At 60.1% G+C, this 22,308-nt stretch carries 20 protein-coding genes; 2 read left to right on the top strand and 18 right to left on the bottom strand.

Annotated elements, in window-relative coordinates:
- Positions 1-8: 8 nt before the first annotated feature.
- Genes zapE through HX875_RS28025 form a run of 3 tightly spaced genes read right to left on the bottom strand, consistent with a single transcriptional unit; the run spans position 9 to position 2,275 of the window.
- On the bottom strand, positions 9-1,142 hold the full coding sequence (gene zapE, locus HX875_RS28035) for a cell division protein ZapE (RefSeq protein WP_177047711.1): 1,134 nt from the start codon (positions 1,140-1,142) through the stop codon (positions 9-11).
- 22 nt (positions 1,143-1,164) lie between these two features.
- Complete coding sequence (locus HX875_RS28030) at positions 1,165-1,506, bottom strand: nuclear transport factor 2 family protein (RefSeq protein ID WP_177047709.1); 342 nt, start codon at positions 1,504-1,506, stop codon at positions 1,165-1,167.
- A gap of 52 nt (positions 1,507-1,558) precedes the next feature.
- Positions 1,559-2,275 (bottom strand): helix-turn-helix transcriptional regulator, encoded by a 717-nt coding sequence (locus tag HX875_RS28025; protein ID WP_177047707.1) that lies wholly within the window; start codon positions 2,273-2,275, stop codon positions 1,559-1,561.
- Between the two features lie 182 nt (positions 2,276-2,457).
- On the opposite strand from HX875_RS28025, the gene HX875_RS28020 reads away from it, so the two are divergent.
- A complete protein-coding gene (locus HX875_RS28020; RefSeq protein ID WP_177047705.1) occupies positions 2,458-3,513 on the top strand; it encodes an aldo/keto reductase in 1,056 nt (351 codons plus the stop codon).
- 137 nt (positions 3,514-3,650) lie between these two features.
- Here HX875_RS28020 and pepN read toward each other — a convergent pair whose 3' ends face one another.
- The 6 genes from pepN to HX875_RS27990 are packed head-to-tail and all read right to left on the bottom strand — an operon-like array spanning position 3,651 to position 10,158.
- The gene (gene pepN, locus HX875_RS28015; RefSeq protein ID WP_177047703.1) at positions 3,651-6,308 is read right to left on the bottom strand and encodes an aminopeptidase N; all 2,658 of its coding nucleotides are present in this window, start codon (positions 6,306-6,308) and stop codon (positions 3,651-3,653) included.
- 13 nt (positions 6,309-6,321) lie between these two features.
- A complete protein-coding gene (locus HX875_RS28010; RefSeq protein WP_177047701.1) occupies positions 6,322-7,152 on the bottom strand; it encodes a DUF2797 domain-containing protein in 831 nt (276 codons plus the stop codon).
- Complete coding sequence (locus HX875_RS28005; protein ID WP_003217900.1) at positions 7,149-7,409, bottom strand: YeaC family protein; 261 nt, start codon at positions 7,407-7,409, stop codon at positions 7,149-7,151. Before HX875_RS28005 ends, HX875_RS28010 begins: the two co-directional genes overlap by 4 nt.
- A 15-nt stretch (positions 7,410-7,424) precedes the next feature.
- On the bottom strand, positions 7,425-8,300 hold the full coding sequence (locus tag HX875_RS28000) for a rhomboid family intramembrane serine protease (protein ID WP_177047700.1): 876 nt from the start codon (positions 8,298-8,300) through the stop codon (positions 7,425-7,427).
- On the bottom strand, positions 8,297-9,271 hold the full coding sequence (locus tag HX875_RS27995; RefSeq protein ID WP_177047834.1) for a metallophosphoesterase: 975 nt from the start codon (positions 9,269-9,271) through the stop codon (positions 8,297-8,299). Before HX875_RS27995 ends, HX875_RS28000 begins: the two co-directional genes overlap by 4 nt.
- Positions 9,268-10,158 (bottom strand): NAD(+) kinase, encoded by an 891-nt coding sequence (locus HX875_RS27990; protein ID WP_010210870.1) that lies wholly within the window; start codon positions 10,156-10,158, stop codon positions 9,268-9,270. The genes HX875_RS27995 and HX875_RS27990 overlap by 4 nt, the downstream gene beginning before the upstream one ends.
- A gap of 143 nt (positions 10,159-10,301) precedes the next feature.
- Here HX875_RS27990 and HX875_RS27985 point away from each other — a divergent pair, with 143 nt between their 5' ends.
- Entirely contained in the window at positions 10,302-11,288 is a 987-nt protein-coding gene (locus HX875_RS27985; RefSeq protein ID WP_177047693.1) for a DUF1853 family protein, read from the top strand.
- Here the strand turns inward: HX875_RS27985 and HX875_RS27980 are convergent.
- From HX875_RS27980 to HX875_RS27940, 9 genes are all read right to left on the bottom strand, one after another.
- On the bottom strand, positions 11,263-14,559 hold the full coding sequence (locus HX875_RS27980) for an ImcF-related family protein (protein ID WP_177047691.1): 3,297 nt from the start codon (positions 14,557-14,559) through the stop codon (positions 11,263-11,265). The two genes, HX875_RS27985 and HX875_RS27980, sit on opposite strands and share 26 nt — an antisense overlap.
- A complete protein-coding gene (locus HX875_RS27975) occupies positions 14,556-15,716 on the bottom strand; it encodes a hypothetical protein (protein ID WP_218172029.1) in 1,161 nt (386 codons plus the stop codon). The genes HX875_RS27980 and HX875_RS27975 overlap by 4 nt, the downstream gene beginning before the upstream one ends.
- 3 nt (positions 15,717-15,719) lie before the next feature.
- Positions 15,720-15,980, bottom strand: a complete 261-nt coding sequence (locus tag HX875_RS27970; protein ID WP_177047689.1) for a PAAR domain-containing protein — start codon at positions 15,978-15,980, stop codon at positions 15,720-15,722.
- 158 nt (positions 15,981-16,138) lie between these two features.
- On the bottom strand, positions 16,139-16,915 hold the full coding sequence (locus HX875_RS27965) for a hypothetical protein (protein WP_177047688.1): 777 nt from the start codon (positions 16,913-16,915) through the stop codon (positions 16,139-16,141).
- Positions 16,912-17,688, bottom strand: a complete 777-nt coding sequence (locus HX875_RS27960; protein WP_177047686.1) for a hypothetical protein — start codon at positions 17,686-17,688, stop codon at positions 16,912-16,914. Before HX875_RS27960 ends, HX875_RS27965 begins: the two co-directional genes overlap by 4 nt.
- Before the next feature lie 28 nt (positions 17,689-17,716).
- Entirely contained in the window at positions 17,717-19,765 is a 2,049-nt protein-coding gene (locus HX875_RS27955) for a lipase family protein (protein WP_177047684.1), read from the bottom strand.
- 72 nt (positions 19,766-19,837) lie between these two features.
- Positions 19,838-20,218 carry a hypothetical protein gene (locus tag HX875_RS27950; RefSeq protein WP_177047683.1) on the bottom strand — a complete coding sequence of 127 codons (381 nt, stop codon included), beginning with the start codon at positions 20,216-20,218 and terminating at the stop codon, positions 19,838-19,840.
- A gap of 36 nt (positions 20,219-20,254) precedes the next feature.
- Positions 20,255-21,028: a hypothetical protein gene (locus HX875_RS27945; protein ID WP_177047681.1), complete on the bottom strand. Its 774-nt coding sequence runs from the start codon at positions 21,026-21,028 to the stop codon at positions 20,255-20,257.
- A 5-nt stretch (positions 21,029-21,033) separates the two neighbouring features.
- Positions 21,034-22,308 (bottom strand): DUF2345 domain-containing protein (locus HX875_RS27940; protein WP_177047679.1); only part of this gene is annotated, 1,275 nt, incomplete at its 5' end.

The raw sequence follows: 22,308 nt of genomic DNA, 5'->3' as shown, positions 1-22,308 counted from the left end.
GAGATTAACTACATTTCCCCGCGTGAAAGCGCGTCAGGCTCACCAAAGCGCGCCAGCTGCATCTCCTGCAAGCGGCTCAGGGTGCGCCGGAATGGAAACTCCAGGTAACCCTCGGTGTAGAGGGTTTCTAATGGCACCTTGGCCTCGATGTACAACGGCACCTTGCGGTCGTAGCACTCGTCCACCAGCGCGATGAAGCGCCGGACACTGTCGTCATGCACCGACAGCTCCGGCAGTTCCCGGTCACCGGCATCCACGCGCTGGGCGGCGTCTTCCGTGCCTCGGGCGATGCGCCCTGGACGTTTTTGCGCGCTGAGGTTGGGCACCTCTCCCAGCAGGATGGCCTTGAAACGATCACACAGCAGCATGAAATCCATGGCGGCCAGGGGCTGTTCGCACAGGTCGGCATAGCGGCACCACAGCACCGTATCGCTGGACTGCACCGCCACGATGGAGCGGTAGCCCACAGCAACCGGCGCGCGGCTGACGGCTTGCCCCTCGCTCAACTGGCGAAACACCTCGGCCAACGCCTCGGGCTGGTCAACCCAGTAACGCTGCAGCGCAGTCCCGGGATGCAGGCGATGATCTTCGCCACCGTCAACCGCCACTACCCGCATATGCTGCTTGATGGCCTCGATCCCCGGCAGGAAGCGGTCACGGTTGAAACCGTCGGCATACAACTGATCCGGAGGTTGATTGGAGGTGCAGACCATCACCACGCCTTCCTCGAACATCACTTGGAACAGCCGGCCGAGAATGATCGCGTCACCGATGTCATTGACGAACAACTCATCAAAACACAGCACCCGCACCTCCCGGCTCAGCTCACGGGCCAGGGCCTGCAAGGGGTCGTGGGTGCCGGTGAGCTGGAACGAGCGCTGATGCACCCAGCCCATGAAGTGGTGGAAATGCTGGCGCCGCGCAGGCACCCGCAGGCTCTGGTAGAACTGGTCCATCAGCCAGGTCTTGCCGCGCCCGACCGGACCCCACAGGTACACGCCGGTGACGGGGCCATGGCCGTGATGCAGGGCCTGATGGCAGTCTTGCAGGGCTTGCACCGCCTCACGCTGGGCGTCGTCGGGGACAAAACCCTGTTCGGTGATGGCGTGCTGGTAGGCGGCGAGTGGCGAGTCGAAAGTCATGCCCGGCAGTATGCCATGACGGCTACAGGGAAATATCCAATCGGGAAATCTTGCCTTGCTCATTGAGGCGGAAGGTATAGCGCAGTTCCAGCGGGCTGCCGGGAAAGCTGCCGGTGACCAGGTTACTGACCAGCACCTTGCCCGTGCGATGCTGCACATTGAGCACCTGCACTTTGGGCTGATAGCGGCGCCCGGTGTCTTCCATCCACCGGGCAATGGCGGCGGTACCGACCTGGTGCTCGCCTTCGTCGAACACGTTGGCATCCTCGGCAAAACAGTTGACTACCAGCGAAGTGTCACCGGTATTCGCAGCGGCAATGTAAGTGGCGATCGCCGGGGCCAGTTCAGGGGTGGGTTGGGACATGGTGACAGCTCCTTGTTGGTGATTTATGGAGCCATGCTAAAGCAGCACTGTGTCAGTTCTTGTCAGGAGTAAACGGCCCGGATTCGTTCTGTTCCATCAGCTTGCGCCAGCCCCGCAACCAGTCACTGCGCCGGCCCGGATAACGCTCACCTTGCAGGCGCGCGGCGGCCACCCGGTCGGTGCGGAAGGTGCGATAGGCACCGCGCAACTCGCACCACGCGACGATCACCCGCACTTCGTTCAGAAAGCCCAGAGCCAGGGGCCAGATCAAGCGTTGGCTGGGGGTCTGGCTGGCGTCGGCGTAGTCGATATGCAGCTTGGCCTGGCCGCGAATGGCCTCGCGGAACACATTCAACGGCACGCGGTTTTCCGGGTAGCCGAAGCCTGGGGGGCCCGGCAGCAACGTGGGATTGCGCAATGCTTCCTGTGCGGCCGGGTCCAGCACGTCGGCGATCTTTGCCAGGGCATTGGCCGCCGCCTGGCTCAGCACGTCATCGCCACGCTGATCGACATACCGCAAGCCCAGCACAATGGCCTCGGTTTCGTCGGCATTGAGCATCAGCGGCGGCAGGAACAGGCCGGCACGCAGCACGTAACCCACACCCGCCTCGCCGAAAATCGGCGCGCCCAGGGCCGTCAGCTCGGCGATGTCGCGGTACAGCGTGCGTTCGGAAATCTCCAGCTCCGCCGCCAGCACGGCGGCCGTTACCGGGCGTTTTTTGCCCCGCAGGACTTGCAACAAGGTCAGCAGACGACTGGTACGCGACAAGGTGATCACGCTCGAAAGAGGAAGGTGGCGCAGCTTAGCAGAGGCCTCCGTCAGAAAGTGTCAGGAGGAGCGCCCTTCCCTTCAGAAGACAAAAAAAGCCCCTTGACGAAAAATATGACTCACATCATATTAAATAGATGTTGCAAAACATTTAAAACAATCACAGCGTCAGGAGTTCTCTTATGCGCAATAAAGTCTTTGGCCGTCGTAGCGGCCTGCGGGTGTCGGAGCTGGCCCTGGGCACCGCCAATTTCGGCACAGGTTGGGGCCACGGCGCCGAGCGCGAAGAGTCCAAGCGGATTTACGACGGTTACCTGGAAGCCGGCGGTAATTTCCTTGATACCGCCAACGGCTACCAGTTCGGCCAATCGGAAGTGCTGCTCGGCGAGTTCATCGCCTCGGAACGCGATCGCCTGGTGATTGCCACCAAGTACACCCTGCGCACCCAGCCGCAAGACGAAGGCACGATCAAGCTGGGCAACAATCGCAAGAACATGGTGCGCGCTGTCGAGGAAAGCCTGAAGCGCTTGAACACCGACCACATCGACCTGTTCTGGGCGCATATCAGCGACAACGTCACGCCGATGGAAGAGATCCTGCGGGGCTTTGATGACCTGGTGCGTGCCGGCAAGATCCACTACGCCGGCTTGTCGAACTTCCCGGCCTGGCGCATTGCCCGCGCCGACCTGCTCGCCGAAGTACGCGGCTTTGCTCCGCTGGTAGCGATCCAGACCGAATACAGCCTGGCCGAACGCACCGCCGACCGTGAGCTGCTGCCCATGGCCGAAGCACTGGGTTTGGCGGCCACGTTGTGGTCACCGCTGGGGGGTGGTTTTCTGACCGGCAAGTACCGCAACAGCCAGGGCGATACCCGCGCCAGCAAGCTGGGGATTTTGGTTCATGCGGAAAAAAGTACACGGGAAACGGCAGTGCTCGACACCCTGCTGGCGGTTGCCGGCGAGCTGAACGCCACGCCGACGCATATCGCCATCGCCTGGCTTCGGGAAAAAGCCCGTCGTTCTACCACCGCGCTGATTCCGATCCTGGGACCGCGTACCCGCGAACAACTGGATGGCACCCTGGGCGCGCTGACGGTGCAACTTTCGGCCGAGCAAGTGGCCCGCCTGGACGCTGCAAGCGCGATACCGCTGGGCGTGCCCCACGAGATGATCGCCGAGCGCTTCCCGCGCTACACCGCTGACGAGGCCCAGGACCTGCGCTGGCCGCCGGTTATCTAAAAACACTTGTGGCGAGGGAGCTTGCTCCCGCTGGAGTGCGCAGCGCTCCCAAGATTTTGGGGCCGCTACGCAGCCCAGCGGGAGCAAGCTCCCTCGCCACATATGAGTGCTCAGCCTTAAAAAAGCGGCGGTCTCAGTTACGCGAGGCTCTTGCTCACCACTTCAAACACATCGCTGGACAGCTCGCCGGAAGCGCGAATCCGCTCCAGCTCACCTTTCATCAACGCCTGCCGCGCGCTGTCGTATTTGCGCCAGCGGGTCAACGGCGCCAACTGCCGCGAAGCAATCTGCGGGTTGAAGCCGTTCAACTGGATCACCAGGTCCGCCAGGAAGCGATAACCCGAGCCGTCTGCTGCGTGGAAGTTGATCAGGTTCTGCCCGGCAAACGCGCCGACCAGCGCGCGCACCTTGTTCGGGTTCTTGATATTGAACGCCGGGTGCTGCATCAACGTCTTGACCCGCTCCAGCGCACCCGGCAAACCGCTGCCGGCCTGCACGCTGAACCACTGGTCCATGACCAGCGGGTTGTCCTTGAAGTTCTCGGCGAACACCGCCAGGGCCTTGCCCTTCTCTTCTTCGAACGGCGAGTTGACCAACACCGCCAGGGCCGTCAGGCGCTCGGTCATGTTGTCGCAGGCATCGAACTGCTCAAGGGTCGCCGCCAGCACTTCAGGCTTGCCACTGAGCATCAGGTACGACAGTGCGATGTTCTGCAAGGCACGACGGGCAAAGTGTTCCGCCTCGGCCACGTACGGGGTTTTCTTCGACAGGTCGCGATTGGCCTGGTAGCGCAACCACAGGCCTTCGAACAGATTCTCGGCCAGTTGCTCGCGGGCAAACTCGCGGGCCGCGTGGATGGCGTCGACATCCGCCACTTCACTGATTTCAGTCAGGTAGGCTTCACTCGGCAGCGACAGCATCTCGGCAACCATCGCCTGGTCCAGGCTTTCATCGCTCAATACGCTGCGCAGTGCAGTGATCAGGCGTTGATCCAGCACCAGCGCCTTGCCTTGCTGATGTTGGCCGATCAGCTCCTGCAACACTTGCACCGACAGTTGCTGGCCGGCGTCCCAGCGATTGAACCCATCGCTGTCGTGCTGCATGAGGAACATCAGTTGGTCGCGGTTGTACGGGAAGCTCAGCTTCACCGGCGCCGAGAAGCCACGCAGCAACGAAGGCAGCGGATGTTCGGCGATATCGACAAAGGTGAACGTCTGTTCGGCTTCGGTCACCGAGATCACCCGGGACGTGGCGCCAGCAGCGGCTTCACCGGCCAGGCGCAAGGCGATGCCCGCGCCCTTCCCGTCCAGCAGGCCCAGTTCGACCGGAATCACGAACGGCAGCTTTTCCACCTTGTCCGGGGTTTGCGGGCAGCTTTGACGGAAGGTCAGGCTGTAGGTTTTGGCCGCCGCGTCGTAGGACTCGCTCACCGCCAGGCGTGGCGTGCCGGCCTGGCTGTACCAGCGTTTGAACTGGGTCAGGTCGGCACCGTTGGCGTCTTCCATGGCCTTGATAAAGTCATCGCAGGTCACGGCCTGGCCGTCGTGGCGTTCGAAGTACAGGTCGCTGCCCTTGCGGAAGCCTTCGGCGCCGAGCAAGGTCTGGATCATGCGGACGACTTCCGAGCCCTTTTCGTACACGGTCAGGGTGTAGAAGTTGGAAATTTCGATAAAGCCATCTGGACGCACGGCGTGGGCCATGGGGCCTGCGTCTTCGGCGAACTGGTGAGTGCGCAGGTAGGCCACGTCCTGGATACGCTTGACCGTCGCCGAGTTCATGTCGGCAGAGAATTGCGAGTCACGGAACACCGTGAAGCCTTCCTTCAGCGACAGCTGGAACCAGTCGCGACACGTCACGCGGTTGCCCGACCAGTTGTGGAAGTATTCGTGGGCGACAATCGCCTCCACACGCTGGTGCGCAGCGTCGGTAGCGGTTTCGGCGCGGGCCAGCACGGCGCTGGAGTTGAAGATGTTGAGGCCCTTGTTCTCCATGGCGCCCATGTTGAAGTCGTTGACCGCCACGATCATGAAAATGTCGAGGTCGTATTCACGGCCATAGGCTTCTTCGTCCCAGCGCATGGACTTCTTCAGGCTGTTCATGGCGTGCTGGCACTTGTCGATGTTTTCCGGCTCGACATAGATGCGCAGCGCCACGGTGCGCTCGGTCAGGGTGGTGAAGGTGTCTTCCACACACCACAAATCACCGGCCACCAGTGCGAACAGGTACGCCGGTTTCTTGAACGGGTCTTCCCAGGTCGCCCAGTGCCGGCCGTCTTCGCCGGGGCCGGAAGCAATCGGGTTGCCGTTGGACAGCAGCACCGGGTAGCTGTGCTGTTCGGCGATCACCGTGGTGGTGAACACGCTCATCACGTCCGGGCGGTCGAGGTAATAGGTGATCTTGCGGAAGCCTTCGGCCTCGCACTGGGTGCAGAACATGCCGCTGGATTTGTACAGGCCTTCCAGGGCGGTGTTGGTTTCCGGGTGGATCTTCACCGTGGTGTCGAGGGTGAAGGTCGCGCTGGCGGGGTGCACGGTCAGGTGGCTGTCGCTCAACTGGTAGTCGGCGTCGGTCAGTTCCTGGTCGGCCAGGTTCACGCTCAACAGCTCAAGCTGCTGGCCGTCCAGCACCAGTGGCGGCAAGCCGGCGCCACGCTCGGGGTTGCGGCGCATCACCAGTTGCGCGTGGACCAGGCTGTGGTCCTCGAACAACTCGAAGGTCAGGTGCGTCTCGTCGATCAGGTAGTCCGGCGCCTGATAGTCCTTCAGGTAAATCATCTTCGGCTGTTCGGTGCGCATGTCTGTCGTCCTTCTACTGATGCACGGCGAGCTGGTAGGCCGTGTATTTACGAATGTTGATCACGCCGGTATCGAAGATCAGGTATTGGCCCTTGATCCCCATCAGCGTGCCTTCGGCAATCGGGTTCTTGTCCAGGTTGAAGCTGACGATCTTGGTCGGATACTGCTCGATCGGGTAGCGGATTTCGATCGGTTCGATGTCGCTCACCGGTTGGATGGCCTGCAGGCCAAAGCGTTCCTGCAAACCGAGCAAGCCTTCGGCACAGCTGGCGAACAGTTCGTCGCGCACCTGGCCAAGGTTGACTGCCTGGGCGTCGCCCTTGAGCAGCGCGCGCCAGTTGGTCTTGTCGGCCACCTGGCTGCGGAACAGGTCTTCGACGAAGCCCGACTGCTGGCGCGTGGCAACGCGCATGATCGGCAGCGCCTGGCTGGCGCCCTGGTCCAGCCAGCGGGTTGGCAGCTGGCTGGCACGGGTGATGCCGACCTTGACCCCCGACGAGTTTGCCAAGTACACCACGTGGTCGGTCATGCAGAATTTTTCACCCCAGGCCGGATCGCGGCAGGTGCCGGCGTCGTAATGGCAGCGCTCGGGGCTCATGATGCACAGGTCGCACTGGGCCAGTTTGGTCATGCACGGGTAGCAGTAACCCTGGCTGAAACTGGTCTTGGTCTTGCGACCGCAATGGGTGCAATGGATCGCACCGAGGTATTCCAGGCGCACGGTGGTGCCGATCAACGGGTTGACCGGCACCTCGGTATCGCCGAGGCGAAACGCGTATTGAACGGTCGGCTCACCCAACTGCGCCGACATTTTGCTGACTGCACCACGGCCAATCTCAATCAATGGATGGCATCCGACTTGAACAGGATGTTCGGCACCGGCGCCGACTTCGAGGCGCATTCCTGCGGGCCCATGTAGCCGGTGCGCTGGTCTTCCGGCAGGTTCTGCAGTTCCCAGGCGATGACCGCCTGCAACGATAGTTCACGCTGCTCGGCGGTGAGCTTGCGGCCATCGGACCATTTGCCGATTTCCACGGCGAGCTTGAGGCTCTCGTAGATGTCCGGGGTGATGTTTTCGATCATTTCGACAAAAGAGGACATAAGACTCTTCCTTAACTAAATAGGAGACATTTTGCGGCGGCTGTACAAGCCACCCAGCAAACCGGTCAGGCACCCGATTACCAGGCCGCCCACGTGGGCCGCATTGGCGATTTCGCCGAAGCCGATCATCGAGACCAGGCCCGACAGGCACAGCACCAGCCACACCAGCATCATCACCAACACCCCGCGAGGCAGGCGATACGCCGGATTCGGCGACAACAGTTGATAGATCCAGCAATGCCCGAGCAAGCCGTACAGCACGCCGGACAACCCGCCAAACAGGCCGGGGCCGCCAAAATAGTATTGAGCGTAGTTCGACACCAGGCTGAACAACAGCGTCAGGCCCAGCAGGTTGATACTGCCCTGGCGCAGCTCGATGCGCCGCCCCAGCTCCCAGTACCACATGCCGTTCATGGCCAGGTGCAGGATGCCGAAGTGGATCAGCATCGGCGTGACCAACCGCCACCACTGCCCCGAGGCCAGGCTGTCGGCCAACGGGGTGAAACGGATGTACTCGCCCACCACGCTGAACGGCAGGAACGTCAGCCAGCTCATGGCTTGCAGGTTGTCCCCCAGCAGCGTGACGGCGGCGACGATGATGCTCAGCAGCAGGATAAGTCCGGTCACCGGGCTGTGGCGCAACTGCTGGACAAAACCCGGACGCCTGGTCGACGTTTCCTGCACCGGAATATCCAGTTGCTGGTCCGGGTCGCCGGCCGGGAAACGCTGGTACAAGACCTTCACGTCTTCGCTGATGGAGTCGGGTACCCACAACACCTGCTCCCCGGCCTCTTCGCTGACGCGATGGGGCACTTGCATGCGTTGCAGCAGCTTGACGAAACCACTCAAGTCCACCGCCAGCGGCAAACGTAAAACAGCCACGGTACTCATGAAATAACCTCAGGGCGCTCGACATCGACCCAAACAAATTTACGTGGGTCCAGGCGGGTTTCCTGATCCAGCCGGTAGGCCACCAGCTTGCCGTACAGCACCGCGCTGTAGTCCAGGCAAGCCAGGTTCGGGCGGATCGGCGCCGGTTTGCCGCTGCGCCAGTAGTGGCCGACGAACAGCAACGGCTCGTCGACGCCGTAGCGCAGCAGGGAATTCTTTTCAGTGGACGACAGTGGCGTGGCGGCCACCGGTTCTGGCAGCGCATCGGGCTGGAACACGATGTCGCCGTAGGTCTTGGGGTCGTCTTCCCAGAATTTGGTACGGAAAAACGAGCGCGTCAGGCCGTCGCCACCGGTCAGGGTCATGCCGTCCGGCAGGCGCATATCGGTGCCGCGCAACAGGCGGTCGAAGGCATTGCTGGCAAAACTGCCGGGCACGGCGGCGGCTTGCAGGAAGTGCTGGTCGATGCAGCCGTCCGGGAAATGCGCGCGCAGGGGTTCGATAAAGCCGTTGTCCCAGCAGGCGTGCACCACGCGGAATCGCCCGGCATCGACAAACAGCGGCATGTCGTAGAACCAGCCGAGGAAGTCGTGCCAGTCCGCCGGATGCTGTTCGAACTGGGTCAGGGTTTCGTGGATCAATCGCGCATGGCGTGGCGTGTGTTCGCGCACAAACTGCTTGCCGCTGCCCGGGGTCGCCGGCGTGCTCCAGCCCAACGCGTTGAACTCATGGTTGCCCATGATGCACAGCGCCTGGCCGGCCTCGGTCATGTCGTGGACGATATGCAGCGCCTCGCGAATGCGCGGGCCACGGTCGATGATATCGCCGAGGAACACGGCCATTCGCGACGGATGGCGCCAGGTGCCGCCCTGCTTGTGGTAACCCAGTTGCTCAAGCAAGTGCTCAAGGGTATGAGCGCAACCGTGCACGTCACCAATCAGGTCGTAGCTACGCGCGGGATCGAGCATCAGTCGCCTCCACCCCCCAAGCGGCTGCCCCAGCCCAGCTTGGTGCGGCACACTTCGTAGTAGTTGTGGTCCAGCGGGTGAATCAACCGCAACTTCTGTGCCTTTTTGCTCACGGTGATGGTGTCACCGGGGGCGCAGGTAAAATGGTTCTGCCCGTCGCAGGAGACTTGCGGGTAGATCTGCATGTCTTTGGACACCACGATTTTCAGCTCACTGTTGCCGTCGACCACAATCGGCCTGCTGGACAACATATGGGGGTACATCGGCACGATCACAATGGCATCCAGCTTGGGATGCATGATCGGCCCGCCGGCAGACAGCGCGTAGGCCGTCGAACCGGTGGGCGTGGCGACGATCAGGCCGTCGGCCTTCTGGCTGCACACGAACTGGCCGTCGATGTACAACTCGAACTCGATCATCCGGGTCGACTTGCCGGGGTGCAGCACCACGTCGTTGAGGGCGTCGCCCTGGCCGATGGCTTCGCCGTGGCGGCGCACTTCGGCTTGCAGCAGGAAGCGGTTTTCCACCAGGTAGTGGCCGTCCAGCACCTTGGCCACTTCGACTTCCAGGTCGTCGGGGCGAATATCGGTGAGGAACCCCAGGCTCCCGCGGTTGATCCCCAGCACCGGCACGTTATGCCGCGCCAGTGCACGGGCGGCGCCCAGCAGGCTGCCATCGCCGCCCACCACGATCACCATGTCGCAGACTTCACCGAGCATCTTGCGCGACGAGGTTTGCAGGCCATGGCCCGGGAGGATTTCAGCGATGGTGTCTTCGAGGATCACATGCAGGTGGCGCTCGAGCAGAAACTTTTTCAGCCGGCGGACGGTGTCCAACACCTGGGTACTGCCCAGGCGACCGATAATGCCGATATTGCGAAATTGCTCCATGGGGCTCCTGCGGGGTTCGGGTTCTGCAAAAAAGAACGATTATGGGCGAAAGCCGGCGTTACACAAAATCCTTTGTCGCCGCAAACCCCAGACGACAACGGTTCTCAGCCCCCTTCCCGGCTGTAAAAGGCTATGCTCGGACCATGACCCTGTTCCCTGATCTGCAGCACCTGCCCCGCCAACTGCGTCACCCCGAGGTGCGCGACCTCGCGTGGGTGATGCTCGCCCCGCCGATGCTCGCGCAGACGCCGTGGCCGCAGCGTCACCCGCTGACCGGCAGCGACTGGGTGCAGGCCCCGCATAGGCTGGAGCACTGGCTACGGCAACTGGACCAGGACAGCAGCGCCTTGCTGCACTGGCTGAGCCAGGCCCGCACCCGCCGATTGGGCCTGTATTACGAACGGCTGTGGCAGTTTGCGGTGCAACACGCGCCGGGCGTGGAGTTACTGGCGGCCAACCTGCCGATCCGCCAGGCCGGGCATACCCTGGGCGAACTGGACATGCTGCTGCGTGACCGCGACGGCGTGCACCACTTGGAACTGGCGATCAAACTCTACCTGGGGCCCCAGGACGGCGACGGCCGGGACACCGAGCAATGGCTCGGCCCCGGCTGCCATGACCGGCTGGACCGCAAGCTCGCGCATTTGGCCCAGCATCAATTGCCGATCTCCGCCCGGCCAGAGAGCCGGGAAGTGCTGGCGGCCCTGGATATCCAGGCCTTTGATGCGCATCTATGGCTGGGCGGGTATTTGCTCTACCCATGGCCTGGCATGGCGCACGCGCCGGTGGGCGCACATCCGCAGCACCTGAACGGGCGCTGGCTGCATCAGCGCGATTGGCCGAGGTTTATCGAGCAGAGTCCCGCCGGTCGTTGGCAACCGCTGCCCCGCCACGCATGGCTGGCGCCGGCGCACTACGCGGCGGACGAAGCCTGGGATGCAGCCCGGATGCAGCACTGGCTCACCGAACTGGACCCCATGGCACCTGCACAATTGCTGGTGCGCCTGGTGGAAAACAGCGAGGGCGAGTGGGAAGAAGCTGAACGGCTATTCCTGGTGGCGGACCTGTGGCCAAACGTACCCGGGAAGATCACATCCCCGGGGTTCATCCTTCACTCCGCTCCCCCGTAAGAAAAATCTGCGCCGGCAACGTAAAACCCCGCAATTTCAACAACGCCAGCGGTCCGGCGTCCAGTTCCGTGCGCAGGTGCCAGGTCAGATCCAGGCCGTCCGGCGCCTTGAGCACCATGCGGTAGCGGCTATCGCCATCGTCCAGTGCGGTAAGCCGGGCTTTTTCCAGCAGGCGAATCAAGCCCCAGGTGCCCTGGTAGTCACCGAACAAACGTTCTCCGGTGTGCACGCTGGTCCAGCTCAGGCTCGCTCCCGGATAGTCGCTGCGCCCGGGCCAGTTGAAGCGTTGCCAACTTTCTTGCTGGTTGAAGTAGTGGTGCCGTTCGCCGTTGAGGATGAAGGTGGTTTGCACGATGTCTCGAGCAGCCTTGCCCTGGAGTTCGAAACTCAGGCCCATGCCACCGTCGGTGTAGAGCACATCGGCAAGGTCGCTCAGTTGGTTGATAGCCGCGAGAAACTGCGGATTGAAGCGCAGGCCCTGGCTGTGCCGGTCGGCCACCCAGCGGTTGCCCTCCTTACGCAACACGCCGCCCAGTTGGCTCTGGAGAAACTGTTCGATGCGCCCCGAGTCGGCGCGGATCATTTGGCCGAGCATCGGTAACGAGGCGTCGCTGGCGGTGGCGGCAAACGGGTAGCGGCTGGCGAAAGCGCTGTGCCAAGGCGTGACAATCGCACGCTGCCACTGGCGATTGAGGCTCGCGGCTGAGGGTTGCAGCACGCGCTGCCAAGCGTGATCCAGTGGCTGCACGAACAGCGTTTCGCCCAAACCAGACCACTCGGCGCCGAGGCTGGCGGCGATCAGGCTGCCGTAGGATTGGGTGTCAGTCAGGTCGATGCTCTTGCCCTGGAACACGCTTTGCGCCAAGGCTTGGGTCATGCCCTGCGGATCAGGTGCGTGGCTGATTTGTTGCAGCTTCAGACGGGCACGGGTGACCTGGGTGAGGAAGGTGTGCAGGTTGAGGCTCTTCTCTTGGCTCATCAGGGAGAGCAACGGGCCAAACGTCGCCTCCAATGGACCGGTTTGCAGTGGTGGGTCGATCATCTCCACCTTGTCCTGGCCAATCAGTTGCTGGGCGGATTTCACCAACGTGTCTTTCAGCCCTTGGCCACGGGTGCCGGCCTGGCCCTGGTAGGCCACGGTGTTCATCAGTGCGATCAACGGCGATTGGCGGGCGTCGCTCATCAGGGTCAATTGGTCGATGACATCGGGCAGGCTGTCTGAGGGATGCCAGCGCAGGCTGTTGAGGAAGTCCAGCCAGGCGCTGGCGTAGTCGTCGAAGTAGCGCTCGGTGAGGCGTTTTTTCAGCATGGCCGGCGTCAGGTCGCTGGCGATATCACTGAGCTGGTCGCTGAGAACCCAGTCGATTTGTTCGCGACGGGCTTCGGCAATGTCGTCGATGGCCCGACTCACCTGGCCCTCCCAGGCTTGTCGGGTGAACACCCCGGGTACGCGGGCATCGCTGGAAAACAACGCCTGGGCGTCGGTGGCACCGACCATTTGGCGCAGCTCCAGGGCGGGTGAGTGATTGATGGAGGCGTCGAGCACCTGTTGGTACAGGCTGGCTTCGGCATTGCGCTGGCCGAGTTGGCCGAGGAGAACTTGCCGGGCCTGGGCGATCAGCTTCGGGTCGGCCGGGATGCGCCACTCGGGATGCGCGGACAGTTGCTCGCTGTAGAACTGCCAGAGATCGGGCGACAGGGTTTGCCACAAGCCGGGGGAGACGCCGGGACGCAACGGTTCGGCGTCATTGAGGGTTTTAGCGAGGAATTCGGCGTCGGTTTTTTCCGGATGCGCCAGCATCAGGTAGGCCTTGAGCTGGCCGTAGGCGACCCGGGCCTCGCTGGCGCGCTCGGGACTGTCCGGCGCAAGCTGGATCAAAGCCATGAGTTGGCGTTGCAGGTTAGCCGCAGCCGGATCGCGCATCAGGCGGTGGTTGGCGTCGACATAGCGCGGCCACAGGGTGTCGAGCAGGGCCTGGTTCTGGTTCAGGCCAAAACGTTGGTGCCAGGGCGTACCGTTTTCGGCGCGGTAGTCCAGCCGCCCGAGTTCGCGGGTCAGCTCGTGCAAGGCCCGGAACTGTTCGTCGCCTTGTCTGGAGTGTTGCAACGCAGTCAGCGAGGTTTGCACGTGGCTGATCAGGGCCCGGTTGCTGGCGTAGGACAGCAGCAGGCCGGCGGCCCACACCAGCGCCAGGCTCATGGCCAGGGCGTAGCCGATACGCGGGGTGCTCCAGCCGACGCGGCTGATAGAGGGTTTGTCCCGCAGAACGCCTTCCCAGGCCGGGTCGATGGGCCAGAAATGATCCTTGGAAATGCGCTCCACCGGCAGACTGAACCACAAGCCACGCAGGGGCACACCACGGGCGAACTGACCGAATAACGGTGCGAGCGCCTGACACCAGCGGGAAATGCCTTCGGCCCCCAGATCGCGGGCCAGACGCAGGAGGAAGTCGTGGGCGTTGTTGATTTTCATCTGGGCCCAGCCGGCGTTGCGCAGGGGCTCGATGAGGGCGGCGAGACGGGTTTCGAGGGCGGCGGCGGTGAGTTTTGGCGGCAGCCGACAGCCGACGGCGTCGACCTGACGTTTGGCTTGCGGCCATTGGCTGTCGCAGACCTGCCAAAGATGGAGCGGGAGTTGCCAGCGCAGCCCAGCGGACAGGTACCGCAAGTAGCGAACACCGGCGGCCATCGCAGCATCGTCAGCGCTTTGATCGCTGCTGAGCGCCCAGACGACACCGTCCAGGGCGCGCCAGCGGCTCAGTGCACGCCACTGCGCCAGCAATGACTCATCCAGTTTGGTATGCACGCTGCCGCCCCACAACAGGACGGTGTTTTGTCCTTCCAGCCAGTGGTCCTGGGTCAGGCTGGGGGCGATGGCGGCAATCTGTTCAGGCTCGCCGAAGACGATAAAAAAACGCACCTTAAGGCGCCAGAAGAAGCCGTATTTCACGTGAAGCGAACAGATAAGCTCATCGAGCTTAAAAGCCGGCTTATGCGATGGCGTCAAAGGCGCGTCCGGTTGAGGATAGACCTTATCCACCTGGCCCTGATCACGATGGTTGAGTCGCTTGAGCTGTATCAACAGACGTGGTGCAAAAAGCCCGACGGCAGCCATAAGAATGATCAGCAAGAAAACAGAAATCCTTTGCCCTGGCTCCAGTAATCCCACCTCCTGACCATACCTCCAGATCACCCAACCTAACACCGAGGTCAATGCAACGGCCCATACCGACGTGCCAATCAGGCGCCACGAATTGCTTCCCTGCTTCATGCCAACTCTCCAGTGGTAACGGTGCTGATCCAATGCCGCGTTTCGTCCCGAGTCAGCAACAGCAAAGGCCGTTGCTGATGTCGGGCGACTTCAATCCCAAGGGCTGCCACCAGCCAGTGGCTGAAAGGTCCCGAGCGTCCCCAGAGGTATTCCTGAATCCATAGTTGCCCAGCCGTCAGTGATGCGCCGCAATGGCCGCTGATAGCCGCGACATCGCCGGTCAATGGATGCCAGTCTGCGTCGTCCGCCAACACGCTTGAGGCCTGACGCGCGATGGGCTGGGTTTGCATGAACAGCGTCAGTTCGTTCTTTAACTGGGTGGTGTCCAACGGCATCGGTCGCAACAACCTTCCCTGCACAGGCAGCTCCCACTCAGATGCCAGCCTGTCCGGACACAAAAGCAAAGCCGCCAATCCATCGGAATACGCCACCTCGCCGCGTACCTGCAACACCAGGATCAACTGAAGGGCCGGGCTGGCCGTCTTCAATATGTCGTCAATCCACTGGTAGGGCAGTTCATCAGTCACGGTGAGTTTTTCCGGTATGGGCGTGCCCATCACGGCCACCCAGCTCTGCTTCCAGGCATCGCGCAGCGCCAAGTGATGCATGGGCTCGACATCACTCAACAAGGTGATGTGCAGCGCCCGACCCGCAGGCAGAGCCAGCAATGTCGCGTCCAGCGCCTGAAGCAGCAACTGCAACCCCGTTAGCGCACGCACATGCGGGATCAACAATGCCGTAATGCGCCTTGCTTGCCCGCTACGGTTTGGAAAGCTGACAGCGCCTTGCGCCAGCGCGCTGGCAGACACCTGATCCGGCAGCAGCACGCAACTGCCGCACACCGCCATATACCGTTGCGCCCAGCCCTGCCAGGCCTGTTGCGCAACCAGTGCCTCCTCCTCAAGAAACTGCTGATGACTCAGCGCACTACCGTAGAAGTAAGCGCGCGCGCCAAACGCGAGGAGCCAGATCAGCAAGGGTGAGCCGGACACCGCCCAGATGTTCACGGCGTGCAGCGGCGGCACGCGCTCAGAGGCGTACAGCAAGAACAGCAGCACACTGGCCAGCACCGCCACGACCGCCGCCAATATCCAGCGGCTCACCACAATCGGTGCCGGAACTTCCCCCCTATCGGGTGCCTGACGATCCCAGCCCATGGCTCAATCCACCCTGCAATCGGAAGCACTGGAAATCACCTGGCAACCGCACTCGCTGTGACAGCCGTTGACCACCATCGCCCGACCGTTTTCAGACCATTGATCGGTACCCTCGGTAATCGCGTTACGCCCATGCAGGGGGCAACTGACTTCGTCACCGACTAAAGCCACGAGCCTGCCATTTACGAACATAGTGGAAGACGCCGAGATCACTTCGCCGTCGTGGGTGGTTTTATCACCCAGCAAAACAAATTCTTGGGACATACGAATTAATTCCAATGGTTAAGACTGGGCCAATGACTGGCTGTAAGGGTCGTAGGGAAGAAGCACGGTGACGGGGGCGAACAGCCTTGTACCGCGCAGCCAGACGGGTGACGTGACCCCGGTAAATAGAGTGATGAATCCGAAGGGAAGAACCATGTTCATTTTTGCGCCTGCGCAGCCAGGCGGATGGCTTGTAATTTGCGGAAGTCGGGTTTGGAGCGACCGTCGGCTGAGGTGCTGCCGTCGGGGTAGGTGAAGGCGGTGTGGTTACCCTCTTTCTTCTCCTTTGGCTGTATGGAGTAAACGGTGAATTTAGAATGCAGGACAGGTTCGAAATAAACACGTCGGGCCTGCAATGCTTGATAGCCAAGATAGATATCACCTTCACCTGTCAGGCTAATTTGTTTCCTGTAACCGCCAAGAAAGGCCTCACTCAACCAGGGGTAATAGTCCTTCTTGATCATCAAATCCCCTTCGACTTGAATAGGCATACCTGCGCTTCTGAGCCCGCGATTGTGGTCAAATTTCACCACGACACCGCCTCCCGCGCCGTAAGTTACATTCTCGCCAAATTGCGCGGGATTGCTGTAGGCAACGCCAAAGATGACGTTACTCAAGCGCCACTGGCATGCACCACCGCCGTCCATTGGTAACTTGGCTTCGTAGAGATCACTCTGCCCCTGCTGCTGCAGTTGCACGTCAATTCCGTGATAACCCTGCAGTTCAATGCGTTGGCCGCTGGCTCCGGAAGTAATGCGCTTGCAGATGGGCGAGCGATACATCACTTCCAGCGTTTCGGCTTCAAGTTCCTTGGGCACTTTCACCGTGATGGTCATGAGTTCGCTGTCCGGAGGCGGCGCCAAACTTCGGTCCATAGCACAACCGCTCAGGCCGGTGAATAGAGTGATCATGGTGAGGGGAAGAACTATGTTCATTTTTGCGCCTCCGCAGCCAGGCGGATGGCTTGTAATTTGCGGAAGTCGGGTTTGGAGCGACCATTGGCTGAGGTGCTGCCATCGGGGTAGGTGAAGGCGGTGTGGTTACCTTCCTTTTTAATCTTCGGTCCAGCCGAATAGACCGCGAAACCTGAGTGCAGAACCGGCTCGAAATATACTTGGCGAGCTTGCAATGCCTGATAGCCGAGATAAATATCGCCTTCACCCGCCAAACTTAGGGTTTTTTTGTAAGGTCCCAAAAACTCTTCATCGATCCAAGGGTAATAGTCCTTCTTGATCATCAAATTCCCTTCGACTTCAATAGGCATACCCGCGCTTCTCAGCCCGCGGTTGTGGTCAAACTGCACCACAACACCGCCTCCCGCTCCGTAAGTTACATTTTCGCCGAAGCGTGTTGGGTCGCGGTAGGCAACGCCAAAGACGACGTCACTTAAGCGCCACTGGCACGCACCGCCGCCATCAATCGGCAACTTGGCCTCGTAGAGATCACTCTGTCCCTGCTGTTGTAGTTGCACGTCAATCCCGTTGTAACCCTCCAACTCGATGCGTTGACCGCTGGCTCCGGAAGTAATGCGTTTGCAGATGGGCGAGCGGTACATCACTTCAAGTGTGCGCGCTTTCAAAGCTTTGGGGACTTTCACTGTGATGGTCATTAGTTCACTTTCGCGCGGCGGCGCCAAACTACGGTCCATGGCGCAACCGCTCAGGCTGGTGAGTAGAGCGAATAAAACGACGGTGGTGTTCCTGATCATGGTCTTGTCCTGGCCGGTATTTACGGGCTTAACCCTTAATGGTTTCGTGGTGCCTCTCGGGATCCGAGACCGCATCGAAACGTTGCAGCGCTTCGGCGCCGCCCTCCATTTCCCGCGTGACGCGCAGGGCCTGCTCCAGTTGGTTTTGCAGTTCGAGGAACACCCGGTTACGCGTCAGCTCATCTTCGGGCGCGCTCAAGGCGTTCTCCCGCATCTGTTGCTTGAATTTCTGCCGCTGCACCTGCCGCTCCAGCAACGGGTCGCGCCCAGGGTTGAGCAGTTCCAGCAACTGGTTGCGGATATGGGGTTGGTACACCCCCATGAAATGGTTGCCGAGCCCGGTGAACCGGCCGGTCCTGAGGTTGCCATTGGGCGGGAAGATTCTGTTCCGGCTCTCGGTGGCCAATGAGGTGAAAAACCGCTGCTGGGCGTGTTCGGCCTGTTGGCTGTCGTCGGTGCTCAGGCTGGGTACCACATACATCAGGGATCGTTGCGCCAGGCGATGGTTGATCGTGGTGTGGTAGGGCGCGCCCAGTCCTTCCTTGTTGAGATAGGCCGGATAGTGCGAGCCTCTGGCTTGGCGGTGCTGGTCGGCCCAGTAAAGCATGGCGATTTCGCCGTGATGGCAGAACGGGTCGCCGTACCGGAACAGTTGGCTGGCGGTTAGTTGAACCAGGGACCAGGCGAAGCCCAAAGAGGTGCCCAGTTGGCCGTACAGGTTGTACAGGTGGTTGTCCAACTCCGCTTCGGGCGGGACGCTGGGGATCGTGTCTGTGTCATTGACATGACGAAAGTGTCGAATCTCGGCTAGGCCGTGCACGGCTTTGAGGGTGAAGGTGCGGGGCATGCCGTAGGTGTAGAGCAGTGGTTTTTGATCTTTTAGCGACGCGGCGTGGATCAGGCCAAGGGCGCCGCCCAGGCTGTGGCCGCAAATGAACAGTTTTTTGTCGCGAATCTCACTACCGATCGTTTCGCCTAGATTCTCGGCATAAATCCTTCTGGCCTTTTCAAATGCATCACGAAACCCCAGATGAACACTGCCCTGCGGTGTCAAGTCGGCGCAGGGTACCTTGGGTTCACAAGTGGCCTGCACTTCTGGCTTAACTGGCCGAAAGGTTACATCCGTTGCCAGATCGGTAAACGGCCATGCCATTTCGGTACCGCGCCAAGCGACCAATACCTGGGAAGCGTTGATAGCGTAGAAAAATTGAGTATTGCCTTCCGGGGGATTGGCCTTGCCCGTATCCAGCGTCCGCGCCAACGTATAGCGCTCACTAAAGGGCACATCCGTTACCACGCAAACCCAGTTGTTCCCGGTATCCAATACGCGCGGCGTACGTGACAGGTCCAGGCATTGATGGAGAAAAAACCGCTCAGGTGAACCGCGTTCTTTTTGAGGATCCCTGCTATAAGCCAAAATGCTCATAAGCCCCAAATTGTGTGCATTAACCAAGCTGTACTCAGGCTGATGATGTAACACCAACGCCCAAGCACGAAACGGACACACCTCCACCACATGCCGGCGATTCAGCTCCTCGTACTCAACGGTAAACCCACTGAAAGTCGGGTCCGGAAAGTGAAACGCCGGAAGTTTCTCCGGGTCTGCCAACGGCGGGTCAACGTTCGGCGCTTGATCGCATAACTGCCCAATGCGCACATAGTGGTAGCCATGCCCCGCCGCGATCGACTGCGCCTCAATCGGCGAAAAGCCCGGGCGCTGCGGACCGTAGGGCGCGCTGCGGTCACCGATAATTGGCCACTCCGGTTCGGGCCTTTCGGCACGCAAGCGCCGGGTTTGCAGTTGCTCGGCCAGCGGGTCGGCGGACACCAGCAAGGTGATGGGGATGGGGTGCAGGCCGTCTACACGAACCACTCCTTGGGCATCGCTCACACCTGAGTACGGCGGCGCACAGTCGGCACGTGTGGCATCGTTCACCGCTCGCCACGGCAGGTTCGCCAGTGGTTCACCCTGTTCATCCACCAACTGGAATTCAACCCAGTGCTTTTTCTGTGGACCGCAAGTCACCACTTTGACGGTGCCGAGTGTATCCGTGCGATGCAAAAATTCGTCACTCATACAAGCCCCTGAGCATCTCTAGTTATGATGGGTTAAATCCATAATCAATGGTGCGTAGATTTGCTTTTCCATCTAACTGAAAAACTTCGACAAAAGAAAAACAAAAAATAACCATCCAACTCCACCCACCACAAGTCCGACTGACCATTTCATGCGTAGTTTGATAGAGCCAGGCAAACAAGCCAGTTCCTGAGCGTCGAGCGAACCGTTGCGTATATGCTTGTACGGCCACATCACACTTCCGGCCACTACCATAGATAAGGCGCTGCGTGAAAAAAAAGAACCACCCGCCCATACATCAGCATAAGACGTCACAATGGAGCTTTTTTTAAAAACCTTTAACACCACCTCCAAATCACGGCATGCGACATAACTATTCACCCCGGCACCCGCCAATCCGAGGGCCAGAGGCGCGAACAATGAAAACAATAACTTCAATAAAACAAGCGTCATGAGTATCTCCATCGACCGCACACACTGACTGGCGTACTACTTCACCTGCCAACGAGTAAATTCCTCGAGCTCGTCATCAAAAAGCTCTACAACTTCTGACGCAACCCATCCTGCGGCGATCCCGCCACCAATCAATAGTGCAACAGCACACACGGGAGCTCCTGGGCCACACACCAGCGAAGCGGCAGAGCCGGCTAAAATCGTGCCTGAAAGCCCGCCAGCCATTACAGCGCCTTGCTTGATCACTTCTTTCACTTTGTTTTGCGCATTGACAACGTCGTAGACAACATACGCAACAGTCACCACTATCAGCACTTTCCCTATCGTTCTTAATGCTTTGTTTCTTATATTGAACTTGGTGTTTGGCCTGGCGGAAGACTCAATGATCTCGTAATGAACAGTACTTTTTTGCCTAGGGCCCAGCTCATTAAACCTTTTTCCAAATTTCCTGCCGGACTTTTCGTCCAGCAATTTCTCCAGAGCAGGAGAAATTACTTTCTCTTTCTCAGCAACGGCGCGCCCCGCCACCGAAGTTCTGGCGCGCGTTTCCGCCATGATTTTATTTCTCATTTCATAGCAAAACTCAGCACCTTCCTTTGCTGAAATGCTCCCATTTGCTACTTGCTTCAAAACCTCAACCTTGACCCTCTTGACGTTACGATTGTAATTATCACGCTGCCTTGCATCTTCTATAAAATCCGAAGAAAACTTAACGGCAACTCCCTCAAAGCTCTCTAGCGCACGCTCCAGAACCTCAGCATCAACCGAGTGATTTTCTCGAGCCAGGTAATTTCGATAAGGGGCATCCATATTGATTACTCCATAATCCTTTTCAGTATTTCTTCGGCGCAGCTAATACCCGTTTCCTGTGGCGCAAGTTCAGCCACCTCAAACTTGACACAGGTGTTACCAGCAAAAGAATAAAAGCTCGCCTTGTTCTGATGATCGAACTCACCTTGCAAAACGGTTCCATCGTCCATCGTCGCAGTGCATTTGATGCCTTGATGATTCAATTCAACCGGCGCGCAAAAGCAGATCCATTTCTCCGATGCCGGAAACTCAACTTTCAACTCTCCCGGGACCAGTGTATGGATCGGCATGGCCTTGCCTGCCTTATCGGTCACCCCCTTGAACACCTCTCCCTGCCGGGTGGTAATCCGATAACGAGTGAACGGCAGGGGCACCCGGGCTTCATCCTTCAGGGCATAGCTACCGGAATATCCCGCTGGTAGCGGTGATACCGGCGTATCAAGGCTGGCGCTTCCAAGCTTGTCGACATGGGCAGCCTTGAGGTAAATATTGCCGGGCGCACCCAGCTCAATTTCGCCATTCTTCAGGCGGATATAGGCGCCACCACAGTTGAGTACAAGCTCTTGTGGCGCGCTGATTTCTACGCGGCCTTCCACGCTTTCGATCTTGATATCGGTCTTCGCCATCGCATGCAGATTGCTGGCCTGGGCATGCAGCTCAATCTTGCCTAAGGCGGCCTTGAGCTGCATGTCTGCACGTTGCGCAAGTACGCTAATCCCCCCCTCGGCAGCGGCCGTGATGTTGTGCCCGGCGCTGATGTCGGCGTTGTGCGCCGCCATGATGCCCACGCTTTCGCCCCCGGATGACAGGCATACCGCTTTGGGACTGACCACACCGACGCCTGCGGGGGCATGCAGCAATACGCCTGATCGCCCCAACTCGCTGAGCGCCTGAACCAGTCCTCGTTGGCTATCGATATCACCGGGGAGAGCTCGTGCATTACGAGCCGCATCGGCCAGGGAACGCGCCAGTGATAGCGCGCTTTCCAACTGCGTAATGGCAGCTTCCATTTCAAGTTGCTCACCGCCGGCCTTGACCTGCTTGTCGGCACTGATAAACAACCCCTTCCCCGCCCGAATGGCACCCCAGTCGTCGGTTCGCAGCTCAAACCCCTCCCCGCGCTTTTTCTTCCCGGCATCCACCAAATGCCCAAGGTTCAGCTGACTTTTCCCACCGTATTCCGTACTGAGCTTGACGTGCTCCTGCCCCCGCGTGTCGTCCATGCGCAGTTTGTTATTGGCCGGCGTGCGCAGCACGTTGCGTTTGTAGTTGCGCAAGGT

The organism is Pseudomonas yamanorum (assembly GCF_013386765.1).
Classification (GTDB): domain Bacteria; phylum Pseudomonadota; class Gammaproteobacteria; order Pseudomonadales; family Pseudomonadaceae; genus Aquipseudomonas; species Aquipseudomonas yamanorum_A.
Note: the sequence above shows the minus strand (reverse complement) of the source record. Positions and strands in the feature narration are given on the sequence as shown.